This is a genomic window from Methylobacterium radiodurans, from assembly GCF_003173735.1.
GTDB classification, from domain to species: domain Bacteria; phylum Pseudomonadota; class Alphaproteobacteria; order Rhizobiales; family Beijerinckiaceae; genus Methylobacterium; species Methylobacterium radiodurans.
Window position 1 is genome coordinate 3,049,499 of sequence record NZ_CP029551.1, and the last position, 22,325, is coordinate 3,071,823.

The window sequence follows — 22,325 nt, forward strand, 5'->3', positions numbered from 1 at the left end:
GCCCTTCCGGCATCTCAGTGCCGATCCGGAGGGACTGATCCATGTTCATGCGCCTCGACCGTCTCCAGGCCGAACTGCCGACACCGAAGCGTCCCGATCCCAACGCCGCCGCGGCCCTGCAGGAACTGCTCGGCGGCAAGTACGGCGAGATGTCAACGCTCGGGAACTACATGTTCCAGAGCTTCAACTTCCGCAACAAGTCGAAGCTGCGCCCGTTCTACAGCCTCGTGTCGAGCATCTTCACGGAGGAGCTCGGCCATGTCGAGCTGGTCTCGACGGGCGTCGCGCTGCTCAACAACGGGCCGGGCGACGACACCGAGAACGTCGACGTCTCGAAGGCCCCGTTCAACGAGATGCAGGACGTGCGGCTAGCCGGCGCCTTCTTCTCGCAAGGGGGCGGCGCCACGCCGGTCAACTCCAACGCCCAGTCGTGGAACGCCGACATGGTGACGACCTCGGGCAACCTGATCATCGACCTCCTGCACAACTTTCATCTCGAGTGTGGCGCCCGCCTGCACAAGCTGCGCGTCTACGAGACCCTGAAGGACCCGACCGGCCGCGAGGTCTGCGGCTACCTCCTGGTGCGCGGCTCGGTCCACGCCCACGCCTACGCGCTGGCCCTCAAGAAGCTCACCGGCGTCGAGATCGAGAAGATGCTGCCGACGCCGAACATCGTGCTCGACAAGATCCCCGAATGTCAGAAGTACCTGCAGGAGGGCTCGCACCGCCGGCTCTACACCTTCGGCTCGCCGGACTACCCGGAGATGGCGGGCGTCTGGTCGAACGACGAGGTGGCGCTGCCGGGCGATCCGCCGGGCAATCTCGAGATCGTCGACGGGCCCCCGGAGGGCGGCAAGATCCCAGAGCTCGACGGCAATTACGGCGCCTTCGCGCCGGACTACGCGCCCCAGGAGATCTTCGAGATCGCGAGCAAGCTCTACCAGAAGAGCCGCTGAAGCTTGCGTGGAAGGGAGTCCAGAGGGCCGCCGGCCCTCTGGCGAGTCCTCAGGGCAGAGCCCTGAGCTCCTAACCGCGCTCTGACCCGCTCAGTAGCGCCAAGCGGGGTCGATCGGGGCGGGGGCCAGCACGTAGGTCTTCGGCTGCTTGCGCACGCCGAACCGGCCCTCGCTGGAGGCGTCGTTGTAGTAGTCGAACCCGGTCAGCCCGAAGCCGCCGCCGTTCATCACGTGCGGCACCGGCACGGGCGGCACCGCGAGGTCGGGCCGCGTCGGGGGCACGATGACCCGGCCGAACCGGTCCGTCTGCAGCACGGTCGGCGCATCCGGCGCTTGGAAGACGTAGCCGAGCGGCTGCGCCCGGGCGGGCAGGGCGCTCCCCGCGAGGGCGAGGAGGCCTGCGGCCACGACGTGGCGGGCTCGAAGGATCACGCAATTCTCCGTCACGGCTCCGGCCACGGGCCGGTCTTCCGGCACTATGGAGGAAGACGCCGCCCTTGTCCGTGGCTTGGCCACACGGGCGGCCGGCTTTTCCAGAACCCGGATCACCCGCACTTGTGTCACTCGGGCTTGAGCAGCACGTGGCGCTTGCGCCCGAAGGAGAGCTTGATCACGCCCTCCGGCGTGAGGTCGCCGAGCGCGAGCACGGCCTTCTCGTCCGTGACTGGCACGTCGTTGACCTTGAGCCCGCCGCCCTTGATCTGGCGGCGCGCCTCGCTGGTCGAGGGCACGAGCCGGGCGTGCTCCGGCCCGAAGGCGGTGAGCACGCCGAGGCCGGCCTCCAGCGCGGCGCGCAGCACGGTCACGCTCGGGAGGTCGGCGGCGAGCGCCCCCTCCACGAAGGTCTTCCGCGCGGTCTCGGCGGCGGCTTCCGCCGCCTCGCGGCCGTGCATCAGGGCGGTCGCCTCGGTGGCCAGCACCTTCTTGGCCTCGTTGATCGCCGCGCCGCCCCGGCCGGCGAGGTCCGCGATCTCGGGCAGCGGCAGCAGCGTGAACAGCTTCAGGAAGCGCTCGACGTCGGCGTCCTCGGTGTTCCGCCAGAACTGCCAGTAATCGTAAGGCGAGAGCATCCCGGCATCGAGCCAGACGGCGCCGGCGGCGGTCTTGCCCATCTTGGCGCCCGACGCCGTGGTCAGCAGCGGGCAGGTGATGCCGTAGAGCTGGGGCGTGCCGAGCCGGCGGCCGAGATCGATGCCGTTGACGATGTTGCCCCACTGGTCCGAGCCGCCCATCTGCAGGATGCAGCCGTAGCGGCGGTTCAGCTCCACGAAGTCGTAGGACTGGAGGATCATGTAGTTGAACTCCAGGAACGAGAGTTCCTGATCGCGCTCCAGCCGCATCCGCACGCTGTCCATCGACATCATGCGGTTGACCGAGAAGTGCCGGCCGATGTCGCGCAGCATCTCGATGTAGTTGAGCCGGGTCAGCCACTCGGCGTTGTCGACCATGCGCGCCTCGTTGCCGCTCTCGCCGAAGGTGAGGAAGCGCGCGAAGGTCTTCTGGATGCCGGCCTTGTTCTCCTCGATCTGCTCCAGCGTGAGAATCTTGCGCGACTCGTCGCGGCCCGAGGGGTCGCCGACGCGGGTGGTGCCCCCGCCCATCAGCGCGATCGGCTTGCCGCCCGTCCTCTGCAGCCAGTGCAGCATCATGATCGACAGCAGGTGGCCGACATGCAGCGAGGCCGCCGTGCAATCGTAGCCGACATAGGCCGTCAGCCGCCCGTCGAGCGCCGCCTGATCGATGCCGGCGAGGTCCGAGCCCTGATGGACGTAGCCGCGCTCCATGAGGACCCGGAGGAAATCGGATTTCGGGGCGAAGCTCTCAGGCGTCATGGGGGTGTCCCGGAGGGGCGGCCGGGCGACAGGCTCTCGCCCGCGTGCTAGCTCGGCCGGCATGAGGTTGGTTCGGGGCGGCTCTTAGCAGGGCGCTCCCCGAAAGGCACGGGGGAGTCCGGCATGGCGATGATGCGCGCGATCGGCCTGATGAGCGGCACCTCGCTGGACGGCGTCGACATCGCCCTGATCGAGACGGACGGTGAGACCGTCCGGGTCGAGCGGGGCCACAACAACTATCTCGCCCCCCTCGGTCCCACCGGCTACCGCGGCTACAGCGAGGACGAGAAGGCCCTGCTGCGCGCCGCCACCAAGGACGCCGAGAGCGTGGTGCGGCCCGACGACCGGCCCGGCCGCCTGCCGGAGGCGGAGGACTTCGTCACCCGGGCGCACGCGGAGGCCGTGGAGCAGTTCCTGGCCGACAACGGCCTGACAGCCGCCGACATCGACGTGATCGGCTTCCACGGCCAGACCGTGATCCACCGGCCGGACCACCGCATCTCGATCCAGATCGGCGACGGGCAGGCGCTGGCCTCGCGCCTCGGGATCGCGGTGGTGTCGGACCTGCGCCGGGCCGACATCGAGGCGGGCGGGCAGGGGGCGCCGCTGGTGCCGGTCTTCCACAAGGCGCTGGCCGAGGCCGCCGGGATGGATGGCCCCTTCGGCATCCTCAACATCGGCGGGGTGGCGAACGCGACGCTGGTCGATTCCCGGGGCGGCGTGATCGCCTTCGACACGGGGCCGGGCAATTCCCTCATCGACGAGTGGATGCAGGAGCGCGAGGGTAAGAACCTCGACGACGGCGGGCGCACCGCCGCCCGGGGCCGACCCGACGAGCAGCTGCTCGCCTGGCTCCTCACCCACCCGTTCTTCTTCAGGAAACCGCCGAAATCGCTCGACCGGAACTGGTTCTCGCACAAGCTCGCGGGCCAGCTCTCGACCGAGGACGGCGCGGCGACGCTCACCGCCTTCACGGCGCGCGCTGTGGCGCGCGCGCTCGACCACGCCCCCGAGATCCCGACCCGCTGGATCGTGGCGGGCGGTGGCGCGAGGAACGGCGAGCTGGTGCGGTTGCTGAACTACCACTTGCGCGCCGAGATCACGACGGCGGACGCGATCGGCTGGTCCTCGGCCTATCTGGAAGCCCAGGCCTTCGCCTACCTCGCGGTGCGCTCGATGCAGGGCCTGCCGATCACCTTCCCGGCGACGACCGGCGTGCGCGAGCCGATCTCCGGCGGGGTGCTGGCGCGGCCGTGAGCCTCGGCTACGCGCTGCGCCGCATCGTCGAGGAATACCCACTGGCGCGGGCGGATCCGCCGGCCGGGCACCCGCTCGCGGCGGTGATCCGCCGGGGCGCGCCGGACGAGCTGCGCCGGGCCCTTCAGGGCATCGACGGCCCATTCCTGGTGAAGGGCAGTCCCGGCCGCGGCACGCACTGGGCCGCGGTGCCCTGGCTCGCGGCCTTCGACCCGGCCGTGACGACGAGCGCCACGCAGGGCTACTACCTCGTCTACTTGTTCCCCGCCGACCGCGAGGCGGTGCATCTCTCGCTGGCCCAGGGGTCGGTGGCGGCGATCCGCGAGCACGGCCCGCGCGCCGGGGCCCATCTCCGCGCGAGCGGGGACGCGCTGCGGGAGCGGCTCGCCGATTTCGCCGACCGGCTGCCCGTGCGCGCGATCCGCCTGGGGAGCGCCGGGGAGCTACCCGAGGGCTACGAGGCGGCCCATATCCTCGGGCTCAGCTACGACCTCGCGGCGCTCGGAGACGAGCAGCGTCTGCGCGCCGACCTCGCGGCGGGAGTCGCCGCCTACCGGGCGCTCAGGGCGCGCGGGGGGCTGGCGCTGCCGGAGCCGGGCCCGCTCCGGCCGGGGCGCGCCGCCGGCGGGCCGCCAGGACGTTGAGGCCGATGCCCGCGAAGATCAGGAGCGCGCCGACCGCCTCGGCCGGTTCGAAGGGTTCGCCGAGGAGCGTGTTGGTGCTCGAGATCCCGACCACGGGCACGAGCAGCGCGAAGGGCGTCACGGTGGCGGCCGGGTAGCGGGCGAGCAGGCCGTTCCACAGGGTGAAGGCCAGGATCGTCGTGGGATAGGCGATGAACAGGACGACGGCGACGGTCCGCCAGTCGGCTCGGCCGAGACCCTGCGCGATCGCCGCGGGCCCCTCGAAGATGAGCGACAGGACGAGGAGCGGCGCCGTCGCGGCGAGGCTCGCCCAGATCATGAAGGCCAGCATGTCGATACGCCCGGCCGCCTTCGCGACGAGGTTCGCCGCCGCCCACGCCAGGGCGGCGGCGAGCACCAGCAAGAGGGGGAGGAGCGCGGCTGTCTGGGCCTGCCACGCGGCGATGACCGCGATGCCGGAGGCCGCCGCGAGCCCGCCGACCACCTGGAGCCCGCTCGGCCGCTCGCGGAAGACCACGAAGGCGAGTCCGATCGTGAAGAACACCTGGACCTGGACCACCAGGGAGGAGAGGCCGGCCGGCATGCCGAGCGCGATGGCGAGGAACATCAGCCCGAACAGCGCGACGCCGTGGAGGAGGCCGAAGGCGACGACGAGCCGGGCGGGCGCGCGCGGCGGCCGGACGAGGAAGACACCGGGGAGCGCGGCGAACAGGAAGCGCAGGGCGGTGAGCAGGAGCGGCGGCAGCGTCTCGAGGCCGACCTTGATCGCCACGAAGGCGAGGCCGAGCACGAGGGCGACGAGCAGCGCCGCCAGAACGTCCCGGAGCGCCATCGCGCCGTCCTCCCTGCCGGGCGGCGTCCTGATCGCGCCGAGCCCGCGACGACCCTCTGCCGCGGAACGCGCCGACAATCCAGGGACGGCGAAGCGAACGGCGCGCGTCCCGTCCGGCTCCGCGGCCCGCACGGTTCCGGCGGCGGGGGATTTGTGGGCCGCGCCGAGCCGCGCTAAGGCACGCAGCGCCATGTCCCACAACACCTTCGGCCACCTGTTCCGCGTCACCACCTTCGGCGAGAGCCACGGGGTCGCCCTCGGCTGCGTGGTGGACGGCTGCCCGCCCGGGCTGCCGCTGACAGTCGCCGAGATCCAGGCGGAGCTCGACCGGAGGAAGCCCGGCCAGTCGCGCTTCACCACGCAGCGGCGCGAGCCGGACGCGGTGAAGATCCTCTCCGGCGTGTTCGGCGACGACCGCACCGAGGGGCGCCAGCTCACCACCGGCACGCCGATCGCGCTCGTGATCGAGAACACCGACCAGCGCTCGAAGGACTATTCGGAGATCCGCGACAGCTACCGGCCCGGCCACGCCGACTTCACCTACGAGGCGAAGTACGGCATCCGCGACTATCGCGGCGGCGGGCGCTCCTCGGCACGCGAGACCGCCGCGCGGGTCGCGGCCGGCGCCATCGCCCGCAAGGTGATCCCGGGGATCACGATCCGCGCCGCCCTGGTGCAGATGGGCCCGCACGCGATCGACCGCGCCCGCTGGGACTGGGAGGAGGTCGCCCGCAACCCGTTCTTCTGCCCCGACCCCGAGGCCGCCAAGCTCTACGAGACCTACCTCGACGGCATCCGCCGGGACGGCTCCTCCATCGGCGCGGTGATCGAGGTGGTGGCCGAGGGCGTGCCCCCGGGCCTCGGCGCGCCGCTCTACGGCAAGCTCGACGCGGATCTCGCCGCCGCCATGATGTCGATCAACGCCGTCAAGGGCGTCGAGATCGGCGACGGCTTCGCCAGCGCGGCGCTCCGCGGCGAGGACAACGCCGACGAGATGCGCGCCGGCAACGACGGGCCGGCCTTCCTCGCCAACCACGCGGGCGGGATCCTGGGCGGGCTCTCCACCGGCCAGCCCATCGTCTGCCGCTTCGCGGTCAAGCCGACCTCCTCGATCCTCACGCCGCGCCGCACCGTCACCCGCGAGGGCCGCGACGCCGAGATCGTCACCAAGGGCCGCCACGACCCCTGCGTCGGCATCCGCGCCGTGCCGGTGGCCGAGGCCATGATGGCCTGCGTGCTCGCCGATCACTATCTGCGCCACAGGGGGCAGGTCGGCTGAAGCTTCGGCCGCGCCGATCGCCCGCACGAAACCCCGAGAATTCCCGTGTCCCACCACTCCGTCACCGAGGCCATCGAGGCCTTTGCCCGCGGCGAAATCGTGGTCGTCACCGACGACGACGACCGCGAGAACGAGGGCGATCTCGTCGTCGCCGCCGCGCTCTGCACGCCGGAGAAGATGGCCTTCATCATCCGCAACACCTGCGGCATCGTCTGCGCACCGGTGACGCTCGCGGAGGCGCGCCGGCTCCACCTCGCCCCGATGGTGGCGGCCAACGACGCGCCGCTCGGCACCGCCTTCACGGTGACGGTCGACGTCAAGCACGGGCTGACCACCGGCATCTCGGCCGAGCAGCGCTGCAACACGGTCCGGGCGCTCGCCAACGGCAACATGGGCGCGGCCGACTTCGTGCGGCCCGGCCACGTCTTCCCGCTGATCGCCCGCGACGGCGGCGTGCTGATGCGCTCCGGCCATACCGAGGCCGCGGTCGATCTCTGCCGGCTCGCGAAGCTCCCGCCCGTCGGCGTGATCTGCGAGCTCGCCAACGACGACGGCACGGTGATGAAGGGGCCGCAGATCACGGCCTTCGCCGAGACGCACAAGCTCCGCCAGGTCTCGGTCGCGGATCTCATCGCCTACCGGCAGGCCCGCGAGAAGCTCGTCGAGCGGGTCGGCCAGTTCCCGGTGAAGACCGAGCACGGCGCGATGGTGGGCTACGCCTACACCACGCCCTTCGAGACCATTCAGCAATTCGCCTTCGTGCACGGCGCGATCGGCGACGGGCGCGACATGCTGGTGCGGCTGCACCGCTCGAACGTGGTGGCCGACGTGATCGAGGGCGGGCGCCAGATCGAGGCGGTGATGGCCCGCTTCGCGCAGGAGGGTCGCGGCGTCCTCGTGTATCTACGCGACGGCACCGCGGGCGTGCCGCTCCAGCGCGTCGCGGAGGGCGGCCCCGAGGAGGGCGCCGAGGCCCAGCGCGTGCGGCAGTGGCGCGAGGTCGGCCTCGGCGCGCAGATCCTGCGCGACCTCGGCGTCGTCTCGATCCGCAACCTCGCGACCTCGGCGCGCTCCTATGTGGGCCTGTCGGGCTTCGGCATCGAGTTGGTCGGCGACGAACTGCTGGAGGGGTGAGGGCGGCTCAGCGCCCCATCAGCGCGTCCACGTGCTCGTAGACCGACTTGCCGAGCCCCTCCAGGCTGTAGCCGCCCTCCAGGATCGAGACGAGGCGCCCGCCAGCGTGGCGGTCGGCGAGTTCGAGGAGCCGCCGGGTGGCCCAGCCGAAATCGGCCTCGTCGAGGCGCAGGTTCGCCAGCGGGTCGAGCCGGTGCGCGTCGAAGCCCGCCGAGACCAGGATCAGGTCGGGCTGGAAGGCATCGACTCGGGCCACGATCGTCTCGAAGGCCTCGCGGAACACCGCGCCGTCGTCGTTCGGGCGCAGCGGCACGTTCACGATCGTGTCCTTCGCGCCCCGCTCGGAGGCAGCGCCCGTGCCGGGGAAGAGCGGCATCTGGTGGGTCGAGGCGTAGAGCACCGCTTCGTCGTCCCAGAAGATGTCCTGGCTGCCGTTGCCGTGATGCACGTCCCAGTCGACCAGGGCGACGCGGGAGACGCCGTGATGGGTCCGGGCGTAGCGCGCCGCGATCGCCGCCTGGTTGAACACGCAGAAGCCCATCGCGCGCTGGCGCTCGGCGTGGTGGCCGGGCGGTCGCATCGCCACGAAGGCGTTGGCGCATTCCTTCGCCATCACCGCGTCGACCGCGTGGTTGGCGCCGCCCACCGCGCGCAGTACCGATTCCAGCGTGCCGGGCGACATCACCGTGTCGCCGTCGATCGCGACCATGCCCTCCTTGGGCGCCGCGGCGACGATCGCCTCGACATAGGCCTCCGGATGGGCGAGCGCCGCGACCGAGGGCTCGGCCCGCGGCGCCTGCACCCGCACGAGGCCGGCGAAGCGCTCGTTCTCCAGCACGCGCTCGACGGCGCGGATCCGGCTCGGCCGCTCCGGGTGACCCTCGGGCACGAGGTGGTCGAGGGCGGAGGGGTGGCTCACGTACAGGGTTGTCACGGTACGGCTCATCCTCCCGGGTGGGGCGAACGCATCTGTCGCGCGCCTGCAACAGCCCCGGCCAATGTGCCAGGGCGGAACGCGCGAGGCTACGGCGGAGTGCCGACGATCGCTATAGCTTCCACCGCCTCCTGAAACCGAACTGGCCGGGAGGCTGCTCGAACGGAGCGAGCGCGCTCACCGTCCCGATCACCTTGCGCGCAGAGTCCTCCGGAGGCCAAGACTGAGGCGGTGCCCGGTCCCCACGGGACGGGACACCGCCTTGATCGCCCGGGGCGCCGAGCGGAGGCCGACCGCGCGACGCGCGGGCCGGGCCGATAGGTCGGCTTCGTCGCCCACACCCGCAGGCACGTCCTCGTCAGAGACCACGCTTGCGGCAGAGAACGGCTTGCAGCCACAATAAACTTGCGCACGACAAAAACGAGCGCGAAGATAAGGCCTAGACGCGCAGAACATATCTCCGGAACGGAAACGTTCTCGATGGCGTTTCGGGCGCAGCTGCCATGAACTCGCAGCAGCGACGACCAGAGGAGATCGTATCCATGCACAAGCTGTTCTTCGCCGGCATCGCCCTCTCGGCCTTCGTTGGCCTTTCGAACGCGGCGACTGCGGAGGAAACCACGGTCGTTCGTCGCGATACGGCTCCGAGCGTGGCCGTCGAGCGCCGCGAGGGCGTGGTCGAGCGCCGGGACATCACCACGGGCAGCGTCGATTGCGGTTCGAAGACCGTTCACAAGGAGGACGGCATGGGCAACTCGAAGACCGTGCACAAGGAAGGCTGCAACTAGGGCGTCTCCGCACCGGTCGAGGCGGCCCCGCTTGCGGCCGCCTCAACCGGCGCGCTCCGGCGCGCCTTCTCCAGGATGATCTCAGCCAGCGTGTGGTAGAGTCCGCCGCGGCACACGGTCTTCGAGGCCGCGTCCGCCAGGAGGGCCGCGAGCATCAGCGGGATCATCATGGCGTGGTCCTGGGTCATCTCCGTCACGATGACGAAGCTGGTGATCGGCGCCTGCAGGACGCCGGTCAGGTAGGCCACCATGCCGATCAGCACGAGCGCGCCGACCGGCACGCTGCCGAACAGCCCGTGCAGCGCCCCGCCCATGCCGGCTCCCACCGCCAGCGAGGGCGCGAACAGGCCGCCCGGGATGCCGCTGACCGAGGAGAGCACGGTCGCTAGGAACTTCAGGGGCGCGAAGTCCGGATGCGCCGCGGTCTCCCCGTGCAGGATCGCGCGGGCCTCCTCGTAGCCGGTGCCGTAGACCGCCCCGCCCGAGACGAGCCCGCACAGGGCGACGCCCAGCCCGCAGAGGCCCGCGAAGGCGATCGGCCGGCGGGCGATCCAGCGGCCGGCCCGGCCGGGCAGCCCCCGGGCGAAGGCGATGACGAGGCGGCTGAACAGGCCGCCCGCGAGGCCGCCGAGGGTGCCCAGCACCGCGACCACCAGCCAGGACTGCCCCAGCGGCAGTTCGGCGCGCGCGGTGCCGAAATAGGTGTAGTTGCCGGTGAGCCAGAGCGCGGTCAGGCCGGCCGCGACGATGCCGGCGACGATCAGGCCCGACGAGCGCGCCTCGTAGGCCCGGCCCAGTTCCTCGATGCCGAAGACGATGCCGGCGAGCGGCGTGTTGAAGGCCGCCGCGACCCCGGCCGCTCCGCCCGCCAGGATCACGCCGGGCAGGCGCTCGGGCGTCAGCCGGCCGAAGGCCGCCATGATTGCGGCACCGACCTGCACGGTCGGCCCCTCGCGGCCGGCGGACGCGCCGCAGAGCAGACCGAGGCACATCACGGCGATCTTGCCCGCGGCCACGCGAAGGGAGATCAGGGCATGGCGCAGGCCCGGGTCGCGGGTGTGGCGCGCGGCGATCACCTGCGGGATGCCGGAGCCCTGCGAGTTCGGGAACACGGTGCGGGCCAGGAGCGCCGCGAGCGCGAAGCCCGCGGGGGTGAGGAGAAGCGCGATCAGGGGGGAGGGGGCGGTGACCTGACGGAACAGGACCTGCGCCCCGTCGGCGAGCTTGGCCATCAGCACCGCGGCGAGCCCGACGCAGATCCCGCCGAGCAGGAACAGCAGGCGCCCGCGCCAGATCGGGAAGGCGTCGGTGGAGGCCCGGCGCAGGCGCGACAGGGCGGAGCGGTAGCGCAGGCGCGGCATGTCCTCGATCCGGTGGTCCCACCGGCCACGATAGGCCGCCGCGGCGCCCCCGCCAGCCCGGGCCCGACTCCGCGCCGGGGATAAGCCTAGAAGCTCAGCCCGAAGCGCAGCCGGGTCTGGTGCCGGTCGAAGTTCGTGAGGTCGAGCGGGCGTGCCACGTCGTCGGCCGAACCCGCCACCTGGAAGCTCCAGGTGAAGGAGGCCCAGGCCTGCGGGGTGAGCGTGGCGTAGACGGTCGGGCCGAGATAGACCGCCTGCCCGCTGAACCGGTCGAGCCCCAGCCCCGCGAAGGCCTGGGCGTACCGCGCCTCGGCCCCGACGAACAGGCCGGGACGGGCCTCGTAGGCCAGCGCCCCGGCGAGTTCGAGGCCGGAGCCGCGCAGGCGCTCGCCGCTGCCGTCGAGCCGTGTCGCGGCGAGCGAGAAGCCCAGATTGACGGCGGCCACGAGGCTGCCCGGCACGATCTCCCAGTCGGCCAGCAGCGCGGTGTCGAGCCCGTAGGTCTCGGCCGGCAGGCCCGATCCGGTATCGACCCGGCCGACGCTCGGCACCACGTTGAGGGTGAGGCCGAACGGGCCCTCCCGCCGGTCGAGCAGGCGCAGGCGCGTCTCCACGAAGGCGCCGCTGAGCCCGCCGGTGCCGCGGTCGGCCAGACCCGGCACGCCGGCGGCCGCGAAGCGGTGGAAGCCGATCCCCGGCGCGACCCGGAAGGCAGGGTCGAGCGGGATCTTCACGACCAGCCCGCCATCGACCGCGCGGAAGCGGCCGCCGCCCCGCCCGGAACGGCCGGTCGCCTCGAACTCAAACTCCACCTCGCCGGGCACGCCGATATCGGAGCCCTCCACGAACCCGAACAGGTGCTCGCTGTCGAGGCCCGCGGGCGCCGCGTTCTCCCGCGCTGTCGGCCGGTCCTGTGCGGGGACGGGCAGGGCGCCCGCGAGAAGGCAGGCCGTGAGAGCGGAGACGCGCACCGCCTGCACAAGAACCAGTCCCCACTCGACGCGCACGCTCATTACCTCGCTCCGGCTATCAGATATAGCTTGAGCTATATCTGATAGCCGGAGCGTTCCGCTCGTCAAGGGCGAGGCCTGCTCAGGCGTGCCTTCGGAACGGTTGCGTCCGCGAAATCGGCTCCGGACGTGGCGGCGCGCATGCGTTCCCGCAGGCGTGGAGCGAGGGCGCGGACGGGCAGGTTGCGCGACGGCGAGAGCGTTACGGAGGAGGCCGGCTCACCCCAAAAAATCCTGCGGCCGGCCTTCCGCCGCGCACAGGTCGGCGACCGTGCGCAGATAGGCCTTGGCGTCGAATTTCCGGAGCGAGTTCTCGCTCTGGTAGCGCACGGTGCCGAAGATCTTGCGCTTCGCCCAGGGGCGGTCGTGCAGGCCGTAGACCCAGGCCACGTTGGTGAAGGAGTTCGGATCGCGCCCGTCGAGGAAGTAGCGGTTGTTGAGCCGCAGCGTGCGGGCGAAGCCCTCCTCGGGGGAGGGGGACCATTCGAGGATCTTCTTGCCCCAGTACATGCGCAGGTGGTTGTGCATGTAGCCGGTCTCGCGCATCTCGGCCTGGGCGGCGTTCCAGTAGCGGTCGTGGGTCCGGCCCGCGGCGAGGTCGTCCTCGCTGTAGAGATGCGGGCGCGGGTCGTCGGCGTGCTCGGTCAGGGTCTTGCGGGCCCATTCGGGCACGGCCTGCACGTAGGAATCGTAGCGCGCGGTGTGGTGGACGTGGTTCATCGCCAGCTCGCGGCGGACGATCACCTCCTCCAGGTAGGAGGTGCGGTCCTCGGCGTCGCCCTCCCGGGCGGCCCGGACCGCCAGCGCGATCTCGACCGGCGAGATCTGGCCGAAATGCAGGTAGGGGCTCATGTGCGAGGCCGCGCCCGCCTCCGGCCGGTTGCGCCCGGCCCCGTAGCCCGCGAAGGCCTCGCCGAGGAACGCCTTGAGGCGGCGGCGCGCCTCCGTCTCGCCGCCGCGGAAACGCGCGACCGGCGGGACGGAGCGGTCGAGGGTCATGCCGGCGAGCACCGCGTCGGGATCGGAGATGTCGATCTCGGAGCGGAGCTTCAGCCCGTCCGCCCGGTGCTTCACCCGGCGCGCGGTCAGCGGCTCGATGAACACGTCCCAGAGCCGGTGCAGCTTCGGCCGGAGCGTGCGGGCCGCGTGCTCGTGCTTGCCCGAGGCGGTGTCGACCGGCACCACCACGTCGCCCTCGACCTGCACGATGCGGGTATCGGCGCCCTCGGCGATCTCCGCGTACCAGCCCTTCTGGATCGCGAGGTAGCCGCGGTCGAGCACCAGCAGGGCGGCCTTCCGGGCGAGATCGATCGCGACCGCGGCCGGGGAGGCCTTGCGCATGACGAAGCCGATGCCGCGCTTCTCCAGCCCCGCGGCCGCGTCGGCGAGGCCCTGGAGCAGGAAGGCGTAGTGCCGCGCGTTGGCCTCGGGGAAGCCGCTCGCCCCGTCGAGCAGGCCGAAACAGACCACCACCGGCAGCCCGAGGCGGTTCGCCTCCTCGATGGCGTATTCGAGCGCCGGGTTGTGGTGGGCGCGGTTGGCTTGCTGGAGCAGGTAGAGGACGTAGGCGCCCTCCGCGCGGGGCCCGACGTCGTTGAGCACCCGGATGCGCTGTCCCTGGATCGCCATCGTGAATGCTCCCGCCCCGTACCGGGCGATGAGCTAGGGCGCCGGACCGCCGATGGCTGCGGCAGACCTACGATCTGCGGCATTTGTGATACAGCCGACCGCCATGTGCTGCGCCGCACGAGAAACGACAGCCCTCCTGCCCCAATCCGCTTGCAAGCCGGCGGGCGAGGGAGCAGATTGTGCATCGCGGGAACGCGATGGCGTCGCGCTTCCGCAGCCCTCTTTGGGCGTTTCCTCCCTAGACTTCGGGCCGCTCCCTCGGGAGTGGCCTTTTTTCTTGGTCGCTCAGCCGCGGGCGCGGGCGCGGATCATGAAGTTGTCGTAGGTGTACTCCGCGACCTGGAACCAGAGATAGGCCTCGTTGCGGAAGGTCTTCATCGCCTCGTAGACGCGGCGGAAATCGGCGTTCTTGGCGGCCATCTCGCCGTAGACGTCGTTGGCGTTCTTAAGCGCCGCCTCCATCACATCCTGCGGGAAGGGACGCAGCTGCGCGCCGCCTGCGACGAGCCGGCGCAGGGCCTGCGGATTACGCGCGTCGTAGCGGGCCTGGACCTCGGCGGCGACCTGGGCGGCGGCCCCCTGCAGGATCGCCCGGTAGGGCTTCGGCAGGGCCCGCCATTTCTCGGCGTTGATCCAGAAGTGCAGCATCGCGCCGCCCTCCCAGAAGCCCGGGTAATGGTAGATCGGCGCAACCTTCTGGAGGCCGAGCCGCTCGTCGTCGTAGGGGCCGATCCACTCGGCGGCGTCGATGCGCTTGGCCTCCAGCGCCGGATAGATCTCGGGGCCGGAGAGCTGCTGCGGGACGACGCCGAACTTCGTCAGGACCTGGCCGCCCAGGCCGCCGATGCGGAACTTCAGCCCCTGGAGATCGGCGACGCCCTTGATCTCCTTGCGGAACCAGCCGCCCATCTGGGCGCCCGTATTGCCGCCGGGCAGCGCCACGAGGCCGAACTTGCCGAAGACCTCGCCGAACAGGTCGGCGGCCCCGCCCGCGTTCCACCACGCGTTCTGGCCGCGCGCGTTGAGGCCGAAGGGGATGGCGGTAGCGAGCGCGAAGACCGGATCCTTGCCGGCCCCCAGCGAGGCCGGACCGTGCCCCATCTCGACCGTGCCGGCGGCGACGGCGTCGATCAGACCCTCGGGCGGCACCGGCTCGCCGGGGCCCTGGGCCTGGATCTGGAAGCGCCCGTCCGTCGCCTCGCCGACGAGCCGGCCGAGCGTCTCGGCCGCACCGAACAGGATGTCGAGATTCTTGGCGTAGGCCGAGGTGAGGCGCCAGCGCAGCTCCGGCATCGCCTGCGCGCCAGCGCCCCGCGCGGAGGCCCCCAGCCCTGCCGCGCCGAGCCCGGCCGCCAGGAGGGCGCGTCTCTTCAGGGTCGGCTTGCGGGTCGTCATGGTACCTCGTTCGTCCGTCCGCAGCAGAACGGGCCTGGGACGCGATCCGATCCCCGCACGCGGCCCGAATCCGCGCGTCGGCGCGCCCCTAGCACGGCGACGACAGGTCTCGAAACCGCCGCTCGAAACCGGGCGGGGCGCGTGCTAGCTCCCGGACATGACCAACCCCGCCAGCCCGCCCATCGCTCCCGCCATCACCCTGCACACCGTCTGCGGCCTCCAGGAACTGGCCGAGCACGGCGCGCGCGGGGTCAGCCATGTCCTGTCGCTGCTCGATCCCGGCACGCCCGAGCCCGACGCCTTCGCGGCCTATGGGACTCACCGGCGCACGACGCTGCACTTCCACGACTGCCTCGGGCCGGGCGCGGGGCTGGTCCCGCCGGAGCGCGCCGATGTCGCGGCGATCCTGGCCTTCGGGCGCGATCTCGACGGGGCGGACGGCCACCTCCTGGTCCACTGCCATTACGGCCTGTCGCGCTCGACCGCGGCTTTGCTGATCCTGTTCGCGGGCGCCGAACCCGAGGCCGGCGCCGAGGATCTGGTGGCGCGGCTCCACGCGCTGCGCGAGCCCGCCTGGCCGAACACCCGGATGACGGGATTCGCCGACGACCTGCTCGGGCGCGGCGGCGCGCTCACCGCGGCGGTGCGGCGCCTGCACGCCCTCCAACTGCGGGTGCGCCCGCATCTGGCGGGCGTGCTGCGCGAGCACGGGCGCGGGCCCGAGGTCGACGCCGCGCTCGCGCTGTGACGGACCCTACTTCCCGGCGGGCGTGAAGGCGCCGTCCTTCCAGACGTAGAGCACGTAGCCCTGCGCGGTCACGTCGCCCTTGGCGTCGAAGCCGACCGTGCCGAGAACGAGGTCGAAGCGCTCGGCGTGGAGGGTGGCCGAGAGCCGCTTCGGGTCGGTGGTGCGGGCGAAGTTGCCGGCCGCCACCAGGGCCTGGAGGGCGGCGTAGCCGTAGATCGTCGAGCCGGTCGGGTCCACGCCCTCGGCCCGGAAGGCCTTGACCACCTCGGCGGCGGCCGGCTGCCGGCTCGGGTCGAGGTAGAAGGTCATCAGCACGCCGTTGCTCGCCGGTCCGGCGATCTTGGCGAAGTCGGGCGTTGCGATCGCCGAGGTGCCGAACCATTGCGGCCGGAAGCCCCGCTCGGCCGCGATCCGCACGAGGCGCCCCATCTCGGCGGCGTCGCCCCCGTAATAGACCACCTCGATGCCCGCGCCCTTCAGCCTGTCGACGAGCGCCGCGTTGTCGGCCTCGCTCGGGGAGAAGGCGACCGACAGCGTCTCGTTGATGCCGATGCGGTTGAGGTTGTCCTTCGTGGCCGCCGCGAGGTTGCGCGAGGCCGGGCTGGTGTCCTGGATCAGGGCGATCTTGCGGTCGCGGAAGCGCTCGGCCAGCACCGCGGCCGAGAGCCGGGCCTGATCGTCGTCGCGCCCGCAGACCCGGAAGATCGTCGGGAAGCCGCGATCGGTGAGGCGTGCCGCGACGGAGGCCGCCGTGATCATCAGCCCGCCGTTCTGCGCGTAGACCTCGGAGGCCGCGATCGAGGCATTCGAGCAGACATGCCCGACGACGAGGCGGACGCCCTGCCGGACGAAGTGGTTGGCGACCGCGACCGCCGTGTTCGAGTCGCAGGCGTCGTCCTGCACGTCGAGGAGGATTTTCCGTCCGTCTAGGCCGCCGCGAATATTGGCGTCGCGCGCGGCCGCCTCAATGCCGCGCAGAACCTGCTCGCCCACTGCGACGTATGCGCCAGAGCGCGGCACGGCGACGCCGATCGTCACCGTGGCCGCAGCGTCGCTCGCTCCTTGGGTCTGCGGATCTTGAGCGCGCGCGGCCGCGGCCGGCAGGAGGAGAGCGGCCAGGGAGAGGGCGAGCAGGCGTGTCCGCAGCCGCCCGCCGCCCGGCCGGGCCGGTGCGGGCCGGTCCCCGAGGGTCGCCCCGCACAGCTGTCCGGGGCCGAGAGCGACGCGTCCTATCTTCATCGGCGTCCTTCTAGAGCCGTTTCCGCGCCCACGAAATCGGCTCCCGAACATCCGACGGTTACAAAGGCTCTCGAGGCCGGCCCGCCCCGGCCGGCCGTCACCGCAGGAAACGACGAAGCGCGGGCGGAACGCAAGAACGGAGTTCCGGAAAGGTTACGCGCCGTCCACATTCGCGCGGGCGGATTCCTATCTCGAGTATGCGTAGATGGCGGCGGCGGAGGAGACTGGCCCGGTGACGGTTGAGAAGACGCCCAGCACCTTCTGCAGCTCGGTGAAGGGTGCGTTGGAGACGTAGATCAGGTCGCGGTTGCGCATGCGGAAGGCCTGGGTGGTGAACAGGCTGTTGGGGTCGCGCATGTTGATCCGGTAGACCACCGGCACCAGCGGCGTGGCGAGCAGCCGCGAGCCCGGATTGAGCTTGCGCACCACGGCGGCCGGCTCGAAGCGGAACACGAAGGTGCCTTCCGGGTCCGCCTGGAAGTCGGACAGGCCGCGCGACTTGGCCAGCGCCTGCGCGAGCGTGATGCCGTCGGCGCCGAACGGGACCTCGGTGGCGCTGCCGAGCGCGCCCACCGCCAGGAAGGTCTGCGGATCGCGCACGAGGGTGAGCGTGTCGCCCGGGCGCAGGTAGATGTTCTCGCGCGGGTTCGAGACGATCGTGGTCAGCGGCACGGTGGCGGTGGTCTGCCCGCGCGAGAGGCGCACGAAGGTCTCGTTGACGGCCGAGCGCACGCCGCCGGCGGTGGCGATGATGTCGAGCAGGCGGTCGCCGCGGGTGGAGAGCGGGATGCGGGCGCCCGCCGCGCCCTCGCCGGTGACGGTGACGGCCTGCGAGACCGGCTTGGCGACGGTGACCAGCACCTGGGGCTGGATGGCCTTGCCGGCGAGTTCGTTCTCGATGAGCGCCTGCACGTCCTGGGGCCGGCGGCCGAGCACCTGGATGCGGCCGGCATAGGGCACCGAGATGGCGCCGTCGCGGGTGACGGTCTGCTCGGGGATCAGCGCGGACTTGGATCCGGCGGAGAAGCGGTCGGCGACGAGCGGGCCGGAGAACAGGCCGCCGGAGCCGGCCTCCCAGATCGAGACGGCGACGCTGTCGCCCACGCCGATGACCGGCTCGACCGAGGGGCGGTGGTCGCCGAAGGAGGCGAGCAGGCTGTCGAGCGGGCGGGTGCGCAGCGCCTCGACCACGGCGGGCGTGATGTCGATGATCTCGTAGCGCGCAAACAGTCCGTCCGACGTCTCGACCTCCGCGCCGGCAACGACCGCGCGCGCGGTCGGTCCCGCCGCGGGCAGGACCGAGCAGCCCGAGACCGCGAGCGCGGCGCACAGGGCGAGGGGTGAAGCGCGCATCCAGGATCGCCTGACGGTTTCGCCAAGTCCGCTGCCTAGCTTAATCCCGTTCCCGCGTCCGTAGCGGGTCGGCCACACCGGGCCGGAGAGCCTGCGGACGCGGCCTGCGTCCCCGCTGCACACACCCCGCGGCGGGCCGCCTCCCGGCCGAACGGGCCCGAAAAGCTTTTCTCCGGCCGCACCCGACCTATTGATTGCTGTCGGGAGGACGATCCGTGACCCAACCAGACGCGGCCGACCGGGTGCCCCCGTGCATCCTCGTGGTGATGGGGGTTTCGGGCTCGGGCAAGAGCACCGTCGCCGAGGCGATCGCGCGGCGCCTCGGCTGGACCTTCGTGGACGGCGACGCCTTCCACAGCCCGGAGCACGTCGCCAAGATGCATGCCGGCCAGCCCCTGACCGACGCCGACCGCGCCCCCTGGCTCGCGCGCATCGCGGCCTGGATCGGCGAGCGGCTGGCGGCGGGGGAGCCCGGCGTCATCGTCTGCTCGGCCCTGCGCCGTCGCTACCGCGACGGGCTGGCGCAGGGACGCCCCGAGGTGCGCTTCGTCTATCTCGACGGCGACCGTGCGCTGATCGAGCGGCGGCTGGCGGCCCGAGCCGGCCACTTCATGCCGCCGGCCCTGCTCGACAGCCAGTTCGCGACCCTGGAGCCGCCGGATCCGGACGAGCGGCCGATCCGGGTGGGCATCCTCGAATCACCCGAGCGCATCGCGGAGGCGGTGGTGGCGGCGCTCGGGCCCGAGGCGGGGAGGGCGGCGTGAGACCCAGCATCGCCCTCGTGATCTCGGACGTGGACGGCACGCTCGTGACGGACGACAAGCGGCTGACACCGGCGACCGTGGCGGCGGTGCGCCGTCTCGCGGCGGCCGGCATCGGCTTCACCGTGGCCTCGTCGCGCCCGCCGGTCGGCCTGCGCGGCCTCGTCCAGGACCTCGGCCTGACTTTGCCGCTCGGCGCCTTCAATGGGGCCTGCATGGTCGGTCCGGACCTCGCGGTGATCGAGGAGCACACGATTCCCGAGGAGGCCGCGCGGGAGGCGGTGCGGCGACTGGAGGAGGCGGGGATCGACGTCTGGGTCTTCGCCGCGGGCGCGTGGTGGCTGCGCGACCCGGACGGTGCCTACACGGACCTCGAGCGCCGCACCCTCCAGGCCGAGCCGCGGGTCTGCGCGGATCTTAGCCCCCTGCTCGGGCGCGCCCAGAAGATCGTCGGCGTCAGCCGCGACCCGGCCGGCCTCGCGGCCTGCGAGCGGATGCTCGGGCAGGCGCTGGGCGCGGGGGCGAGCGTCCACCGCTCGCAACCCTACTACCTCGACGTGACGCCGCCCGGCCGCGACAAGGGCGCCTTCGTGGACTGGATGGGCCGGCATCTCGGCCTCGCGCCGGCGCAGATCGCCACCTTCGGCGACGCCGCCAACGACCGGGCCATGTTCGCCCGCAGCGGTCTCTCGGTCGCGATGGGCAACGCCGACGAATCGGTGAAGGCGGCAGCGACGGAGACGACCGATTCGAACGCAGCGGACGGGTTCGCAGCCGCGATCGACCGCCTGATCCTGGGCCCGGCGGTCCCGCTGTGACCCGCGCGCAACGGACGCGCGGCGTGAGGGCGGAGGCCGCGCGGCGCGTGCTGTGTCGCACGAGGCACAGGCCCGGCCCGGCGGTCGCCCCGCCCACAGGCTGACGCGGGCGGGCCGCTTTCCGGCCTCATTTCGACACGACCACAGCTTGGCCAGAACAAGCACCGGGTCTCGAATGCATCGCCTCCTCCTCGCGGCCGCCCTCGCGGCGGTGCCGGCCACGGCCTTCGCTCAAGGCGCGCGCGACAACATCGACGCGCTGATCGAGCAGCAGGCCAAGGCGAACGGCGTGCCCGCGAGCTTCGTCCACGCGGTGGTCAAGCGGGAGAGCAACTACAACCCGAACGCCCGGGGCGGCAGCGCGCTCGGGCTGATGCAGATCAAGCACGCGACGGCCAAGGGCCTCGGCTACCAGGGCGACGCCGCCGGCCTCTACGACCCCGCGACCAACCTGCGCTACGGGGTCGCCTACCTGGCGGGTGCCTACAAGACGGCCAAGGGCGACCTCGCGCAGGCCTACGCCTACTACAACCGCGGCTACTACTACGCGGCCAAGCGCCAGGGCATCGCCACGGAGGTCGCCAGCGTGGTGGCCCCGGTCGCGGCCTCGGCCAGCGCGGTGGCGAGCCTGTTCACCGGGGCGCCGCCCGCCGACGCCAACCTCGCGGCGGCCGGCACGGCGCTCGCCTACGCGCCGACGCTGTCGGCGGCTACCGTCGCCCAGGTCGAGAGCGTCGAGGTCCCGCTTCCGCCGCGCCGGCCCGCTGCCCTCGGCGGCGCGGCGCCGGTGCAGCTGGCCGCCGCAGACCTCGCCGCGGTAGAGGTCGCGCCCCAGCCGGCGGCGCAGGCAGCGGCCCCCGCGGCGCAGAGCCAGGCGGCCGCCGACCCGGCGCATGCCGAGAGCGTCGAGGTGCCGCTGCCGCCGCGCCGGCCCAGCCCGCAGCTGCTGGCCGCCGTCGCCGGCCCCGCGGCCAAGCCCGCCGCACTCGCCCGCAAGGCCGGCTCCCCGGCGATCCAAGAGGCCAACGCCCTGCCGGCTGCGCAGCCAGCCGCGCAGTAAGCCCAAGGGACGCAGGCGCCACGGCACCCTATCCGCAGTGAACAGGGCCGTCGCGGCTTGACCCTTGCGACGCGGGACAACAGATAGATGGCGGGCTCGCTGCACTGCAGCGTGAGCGGCCCAGAACCGCCGCAGCACGCGACGGGGGAGTGCCCGATCCGGGTGGGAGGCGACGGCGTCCACGGATGAACGAGGCCAGGAGGCTTCGCGGGGTCCGTGCCGGGAGGGGTTCCGGAAAGCTTGGCCCGGAAGGCTTGGCCGGGCCAGGAGGCTTGGCCGGGAAGGTCTAACTCGGGTATCGACGGATCGGACGCGGACGGCACAGGGCAGGCGTGCCGCCGCGCTGGAGCAGGACGGGCAGCCCCCGGGGTTGCCGTCGCTGCGTGCAAGGAAGGCGGACGGACGCCATGAACGGCGTGGTGGAACAGGAATCTCACTTTCTGGCCGATCTCGGTCGCCGGGTCCGCCACGGGCGCACGGTGCGCGGCCTGTCGCGCAAGACGCTGTCGCAGACCTCGGGCCTGTCCGAGCGCTACATCGCGCAGCTCGAGGGCGGTCAGGGCAACGTCTCGATCATCCTGCTGCGCCGGGTGGCCAACGCGATGGGCGTGCGCCTCGACGATCTCATCACCGGCAACGACGCGATCCCCGACTGGGTGGTCATGCGCGATCTCGTGGCCCGGGCCACGCCCGCGCAGATCGCGGCCGCCAAGGCAGCCCTCTCGGGCAGCGCGCAGGGCGCGGGCGCCATGCGCCAGCGGGTCGCGCTGGTCGGCCTGCGCGGCGCCGGCAAGTCGACGCTCGGGCGCCTCACCGCGGAGCGCATCGGCTGGACCTTCATCGAACTCAACGCCGAGATCGAGCGCGAGAACGCCCTTTCGGTGCGCGAAATCTTCGCGATCTACGGGCAGGAGGGCTACAGGCGCCTGGAGCAGGCGGCGCTGCGCCGCCTCACCGAGCATCCGGGTCCAATGATCCTGGCCACCAGCGGCGGCATCGTGGCCGAGCCCCTGACCTACGACCTGCTGCTGCAGAACTTCTACAGCATCTGGCTGCGGGCCAAGCCCGAGGAACACATGCAGCGGGTGCGCGACCAGGGTCACTTGGCCATGACGGGCGACCACGCCACCGCCATGCAGGAGCTGCGCGCGGTGCTGATGAGTCGCGAGCCGCTCTACGCCCGCTGCCAAGCCACGGTCGACACCTCCGATGTCCCGCTCGACACGATGGTGGATCGGCTCACCGCCGCGATCGAGACCCGGTTCGGACTCGCCGCGAGCGCCTGAGACCGCGCT

At 72.1% G+C, this 22,325-nt stretch carries 21 protein-coding genes; 11 read left to right on the forward strand and 10 right to left on the reverse strand.

Annotated elements, in window-relative coordinates:
• Positions 1 to 41 precede the first annotated feature (41 nt).
• Positions 42 to 956 (forward strand): manganese catalase family protein, encoded by a 915-nt coding sequence (locus DK427_RS14305; RefSeq protein ID WP_109951849.1) that lies wholly within the window; start codon positions 42 to 44, stop codon positions 954 to 956.
• A gap of 90 nt (positions 957 to 1,046) precedes the next feature.
• On the opposite strand, the gene DK427_RS14310 is transcribed toward DK427_RS14305, so the two are convergent.
• Positions 1,047 to 1,388 carry a hypothetical protein gene (locus tag DK427_RS14310; RefSeq protein ID WP_245930569.1) on the reverse strand — a complete coding sequence of 114 codons (342 nt, stop codon included), beginning with the start codon at positions 1,386 to 1,388 and terminating at the stop codon, positions 1,047 to 1,049.
• A gap of 128 nt (positions 1,389 to 1,516) precedes the next feature.
• The gene (tyrS, locus tag DK427_RS14315) at positions 1,517 to 2,788 is read right to left on the reverse strand and encodes a tyrosine--tRNA ligase (protein WP_109951850.1); all 1,272 of its coding nucleotides are present in this window, start codon (positions 2,786 to 2,788) and stop codon (positions 1,517 to 1,519) included.
• 123 nt (positions 2,789 to 2,911) lie between these two features.
• Here tyrS and DK427_RS14320 point away from each other — a divergent pair, with 123 nt between their 5' ends.
• Complete coding sequence (locus DK427_RS14320) at positions 2,912 to 4,045, forward strand: anhydro-N-acetylmuramic acid kinase (RefSeq protein WP_109951851.1); 1,134 nt, start codon at positions 2,912 to 2,914, stop codon at positions 4,043 to 4,045.
• The gene (locus DK427_RS14325; protein ID WP_109951852.1) at positions 4,042 to 4,689 is read left to right on the forward strand and encodes a DUF3578 domain-containing protein; all 648 of its coding nucleotides are present in this window, start codon (positions 4,042 to 4,044) and stop codon (positions 4,687 to 4,689) included. The genes DK427_RS14320 and DK427_RS14325 overlap by 4 nt, the downstream gene beginning before the upstream one ends.
• Here DK427_RS14325 and DK427_RS14330 read toward each other — a convergent pair.
• The gene (locus tag DK427_RS14330) at positions 4,607 to 5,521 is read right to left on the reverse strand and encodes an EamA family transporter (RefSeq protein WP_109951853.1); all 915 of its coding nucleotides are present in this window, start codon (positions 5,519 to 5,521) and stop codon (positions 4,607 to 4,609) included. The genes DK427_RS14325 and DK427_RS14330 overlap by 83 nt on opposite strands.
• 190 nt (positions 5,522 to 5,711) lie before the next feature.
• Here DK427_RS14330 and aroC point away from each other — a divergent pair, with 190 nt between their 5' ends.
• Positions 5,712 to 6,800, forward strand: a complete 1,089-nt coding sequence (aroC, locus tag DK427_RS14335; RefSeq protein WP_109951854.1) for a chorismate synthase — start codon at positions 5,712 to 5,714, stop codon at positions 6,798 to 6,800.
• A gap of 45 nt (positions 6,801 to 6,845) precedes the next feature.
• Complete coding sequence (ribB, locus tag DK427_RS14340) at positions 6,846 to 7,934, forward strand: 3,4-dihydroxy-2-butanone-4-phosphate synthase (RefSeq protein ID WP_109951855.1); 1,089 nt, start codon at positions 6,846 to 6,848, stop codon at positions 7,932 to 7,934.
• Between the two features lie 7 nt (positions 7,935 to 7,941).
• Here ribB and DK427_RS14345 read toward each other — a convergent pair whose 3' ends face one another.
• Positions 7,942 to 8,868, reverse strand: a complete 927-nt coding sequence (locus DK427_RS14345) for a histone deacetylase family protein (RefSeq protein WP_109951856.1) — start codon at positions 8,866 to 8,868, stop codon at positions 7,942 to 7,944.
• 542 nt (positions 8,869 to 9,410) lie between these two features.
• On the opposite strand from DK427_RS14345, the gene DK427_RS14350 reads away from it, so the two are divergent.
• Positions 9,411 to 9,656, forward strand: a complete 246-nt coding sequence (locus DK427_RS14350) for a hypothetical protein (RefSeq protein ID WP_109951857.1) — start codon at positions 9,411 to 9,413, stop codon at positions 9,654 to 9,656.
• Here DK427_RS14350 and DK427_RS14355 read toward each other — a convergent pair.
• From DK427_RS14355 to DK427_RS14370, 4 genes are all read right to left on the reverse strand, one after another.
• Positions 9,653 to 11,017, reverse strand: a complete 1,365-nt coding sequence (locus DK427_RS14355) for a chloride channel protein (RefSeq protein ID WP_109951858.1) — start codon at positions 11,015 to 11,017, stop codon at positions 9,653 to 9,655. The two genes, DK427_RS14350 and DK427_RS14355, sit on opposite strands and share 4 nt — an antisense overlap.
• Positions 11,018 to 11,103: 86 nt before the next feature.
• On the reverse strand, positions 11,104 to 12,030 hold the full coding sequence (locus DK427_RS14360; RefSeq protein ID WP_109951859.1) for a transporter: 927 nt from the start codon (positions 12,028 to 12,030) through the stop codon (positions 11,104 to 11,106).
• Positions 12,031 to 12,246: 216 nt separating this feature from the next.
• Positions 12,247 to 13,656, reverse strand: coding sequence for a deoxyribodipyrimidine photo-lyase (locus tag DK427_RS14365; RefSeq protein WP_109951860.1), 1,410 nt, complete (start codon positions 13,654 to 13,656; stop codon positions 12,247 to 12,249).
• 285 nt (positions 13,657 to 13,941) lie between these two features.
• On the reverse strand, positions 13,942 to 15,051 hold the full coding sequence (locus DK427_RS14370; protein WP_109951861.1) for a TRAP transporter substrate-binding protein: 1,110 nt from the start codon (positions 15,049 to 15,051) through the stop codon (positions 13,942 to 13,944).
• Between the two features lie 157 nt (positions 15,052 to 15,208).
• Here DK427_RS14370 and DK427_RS14375 point away from each other — a divergent pair, with 157 nt between their 5' ends.
• Positions 15,209 to 15,799 (forward strand): tyrosine phosphatase family protein, encoded by a 591-nt coding sequence (locus tag DK427_RS14375; RefSeq protein WP_109951862.1) that lies wholly within the window; start codon positions 15,209 to 15,211, stop codon positions 15,797 to 15,799.
• A 6-nt stretch (positions 15,800 to 15,805) separates the two neighbouring features.
• On the opposite strand, the gene DK427_RS14380 is transcribed toward DK427_RS14375, so the two are convergent.
• Together DK427_RS14380 and DK427_RS14385 are read right to left on the reverse strand one after the other, a co-directional pair.
• On the reverse strand, positions 15,806 to 17,038 hold the full coding sequence (locus DK427_RS14380; protein ID WP_109951863.1) for a branched-chain amino acid ABC transporter substrate-binding protein: 1,233 nt from the start codon (positions 17,036 to 17,038) through the stop codon (positions 15,806 to 15,808).
• A gap of 186 nt (positions 17,039 to 17,224) precedes the next feature.
• The gene (locus DK427_RS14385) at positions 17,225 to 18,391 is read right to left on the reverse strand and encodes a polysaccharide biosynthesis/export family protein (protein WP_109951864.1); all 1,167 of its coding nucleotides are present in this window, start codon (positions 18,389 to 18,391) and stop codon (positions 17,225 to 17,227) included.
• Positions 18,392 to 18,657: 266 nt separating this feature from the next.
• On the opposite strand from DK427_RS14385, the gene DK427_RS14390 reads away from it, so the two are divergent.
• From DK427_RS14390 to DK427_RS14405, 4 genes are all read left to right on the forward strand, one after another.
• A complete protein-coding gene (locus DK427_RS14390; RefSeq protein WP_109954166.1) occupies positions 18,658 to 19,155 on the forward strand; it encodes a gluconokinase in 498 nt (165 codons plus the stop codon).
• Positions 19,152 to 19,970 (forward strand): Cof-type HAD-IIB family hydrolase, encoded by an 819-nt coding sequence (locus tag DK427_RS14395; protein ID WP_109951865.1) that lies wholly within the window; start codon positions 19,152 to 19,154, stop codon positions 19,968 to 19,970. Before DK427_RS14390 ends, DK427_RS14395 begins: the two co-directional genes overlap by 4 nt.
• A gap of 175 nt (positions 19,971 to 20,145) precedes the next feature.
• Entirely contained in the window at positions 20,146 to 21,030 is an 885-nt protein-coding gene (locus DK427_RS14400; RefSeq protein WP_109951866.1) for a transglycosylase SLT domain-containing protein, read from the forward strand.
• Between the two features lie 383 nt (positions 21,031 to 21,413).
• Positions 21,414 to 22,316 (forward strand): helix-turn-helix transcriptional regulator, encoded by a 903-nt coding sequence (locus DK427_RS14405; RefSeq protein ID WP_281276953.1) that lies wholly within the window; start codon positions 21,414 to 21,416, stop codon positions 22,314 to 22,316.
• The last annotated feature ends 9 nt before the right edge of the window (positions 22,317 to 22,325 follow it).

Excerpts from the sequence above, each read along its gene's own strand:
- aroC (WP_109951854.1), top strand. The coding sequence starts at position 5,712 with ATGTCCCACAACACCTTCGGCCACCTGTTCCGCGTCACCACCTTCGGC.
- DK427_RS14330 (WP_109951853.1), bottom strand. The coding sequence starts at position 5,521 with ATGGCGCTCCGGGACGTTCTGGCGGCGCTGCTCGTCGCCCTCGTGCTC.
- DK427_RS14375 (WP_109951862.1), top strand. The coding sequence starts at position 15,209 with ATGACCAACCCCGCCAGCCCGCCCATCGCTCCCGCCATCACCCTGCAC.
- DK427_RS14360 (WP_109951859.1), bottom strand. The coding sequence starts at position 12,030 with ATGAGCGTGCGCGTCGAGTGGGGACTGGTTCTTGTGCAGGCGGTGCGC.
- DK427_RS14350 (WP_109951857.1), top strand. The coding sequence starts at position 9,411 with ATGCACAAGCTGTTCTTCGCCGGCATCGCCCTCTCGGCCTTCGTTGGC.
- DK427_RS14385 (WP_109951864.1), bottom strand. The coding sequence starts at position 18,391 with ATGCGCGCTTCACCCCTCGCCCTGTGCGCCGCGCTCGCGGTCTCGGGC.
- DK427_RS14355 (WP_109951858.1), bottom strand. The coding sequence starts at position 11,017 with ATGCCGCGCCTGCGCTACCGCTCCGCCCTGTCGCGCCTGCGCCGGGCC.
- DK427_RS14305 (WP_109951849.1), top strand. The coding sequence starts at position 42 with ATGTTCATGCGCCTCGACCGTCTCCAGGCCGAACTGCCGACACCGAAG.
- DK427_RS14390 (WP_109954166.1), top strand. The coding sequence starts at position 18,658 with ATGGGGGTTTCGGGCTCGGGCAAGAGCACCGTCGCCGAGGCGATCGCG.
- DK427_RS14400 (WP_109951866.1), top strand. The coding sequence starts at position 20,146 with ATGCATCGCCTCCTCCTCGCGGCCGCCCTCGCGGCGGTGCCGGCCACG.
- DK427_RS14380 (WP_109951863.1), bottom strand. The coding sequence starts at position 17,038 with ATGAAGATAGGACGCGTCGCTCTCGGCCCCGGACAGCTGTGCGGGGCG.
- DK427_RS14320 (WP_109951851.1), top strand. The coding sequence starts at position 2,912 with ATGGCGATGATGCGCGCGATCGGCCTGATGAGCGGCACCTCGCTGGAC.
- DK427_RS14365 (WP_109951860.1), bottom strand. The coding sequence starts at position 13,656 with ATGGCGATCCAGGGACAGCGCATCCGGGTGCTCAACGACGTCGGGCCC.
- DK427_RS14370 (WP_109951861.1), bottom strand. The coding sequence starts at position 15,051 with ATGACGACCCGCAAGCCGACCCTGAAGAGACGCGCCCTCCTGGCGGCC.
- tyrS (WP_109951850.1), bottom strand. The coding sequence starts at position 2,788 with ATGACGCCTGAGAGCTTCGCCCCGAAATCCGATTTCCTCCGGGTCCTC.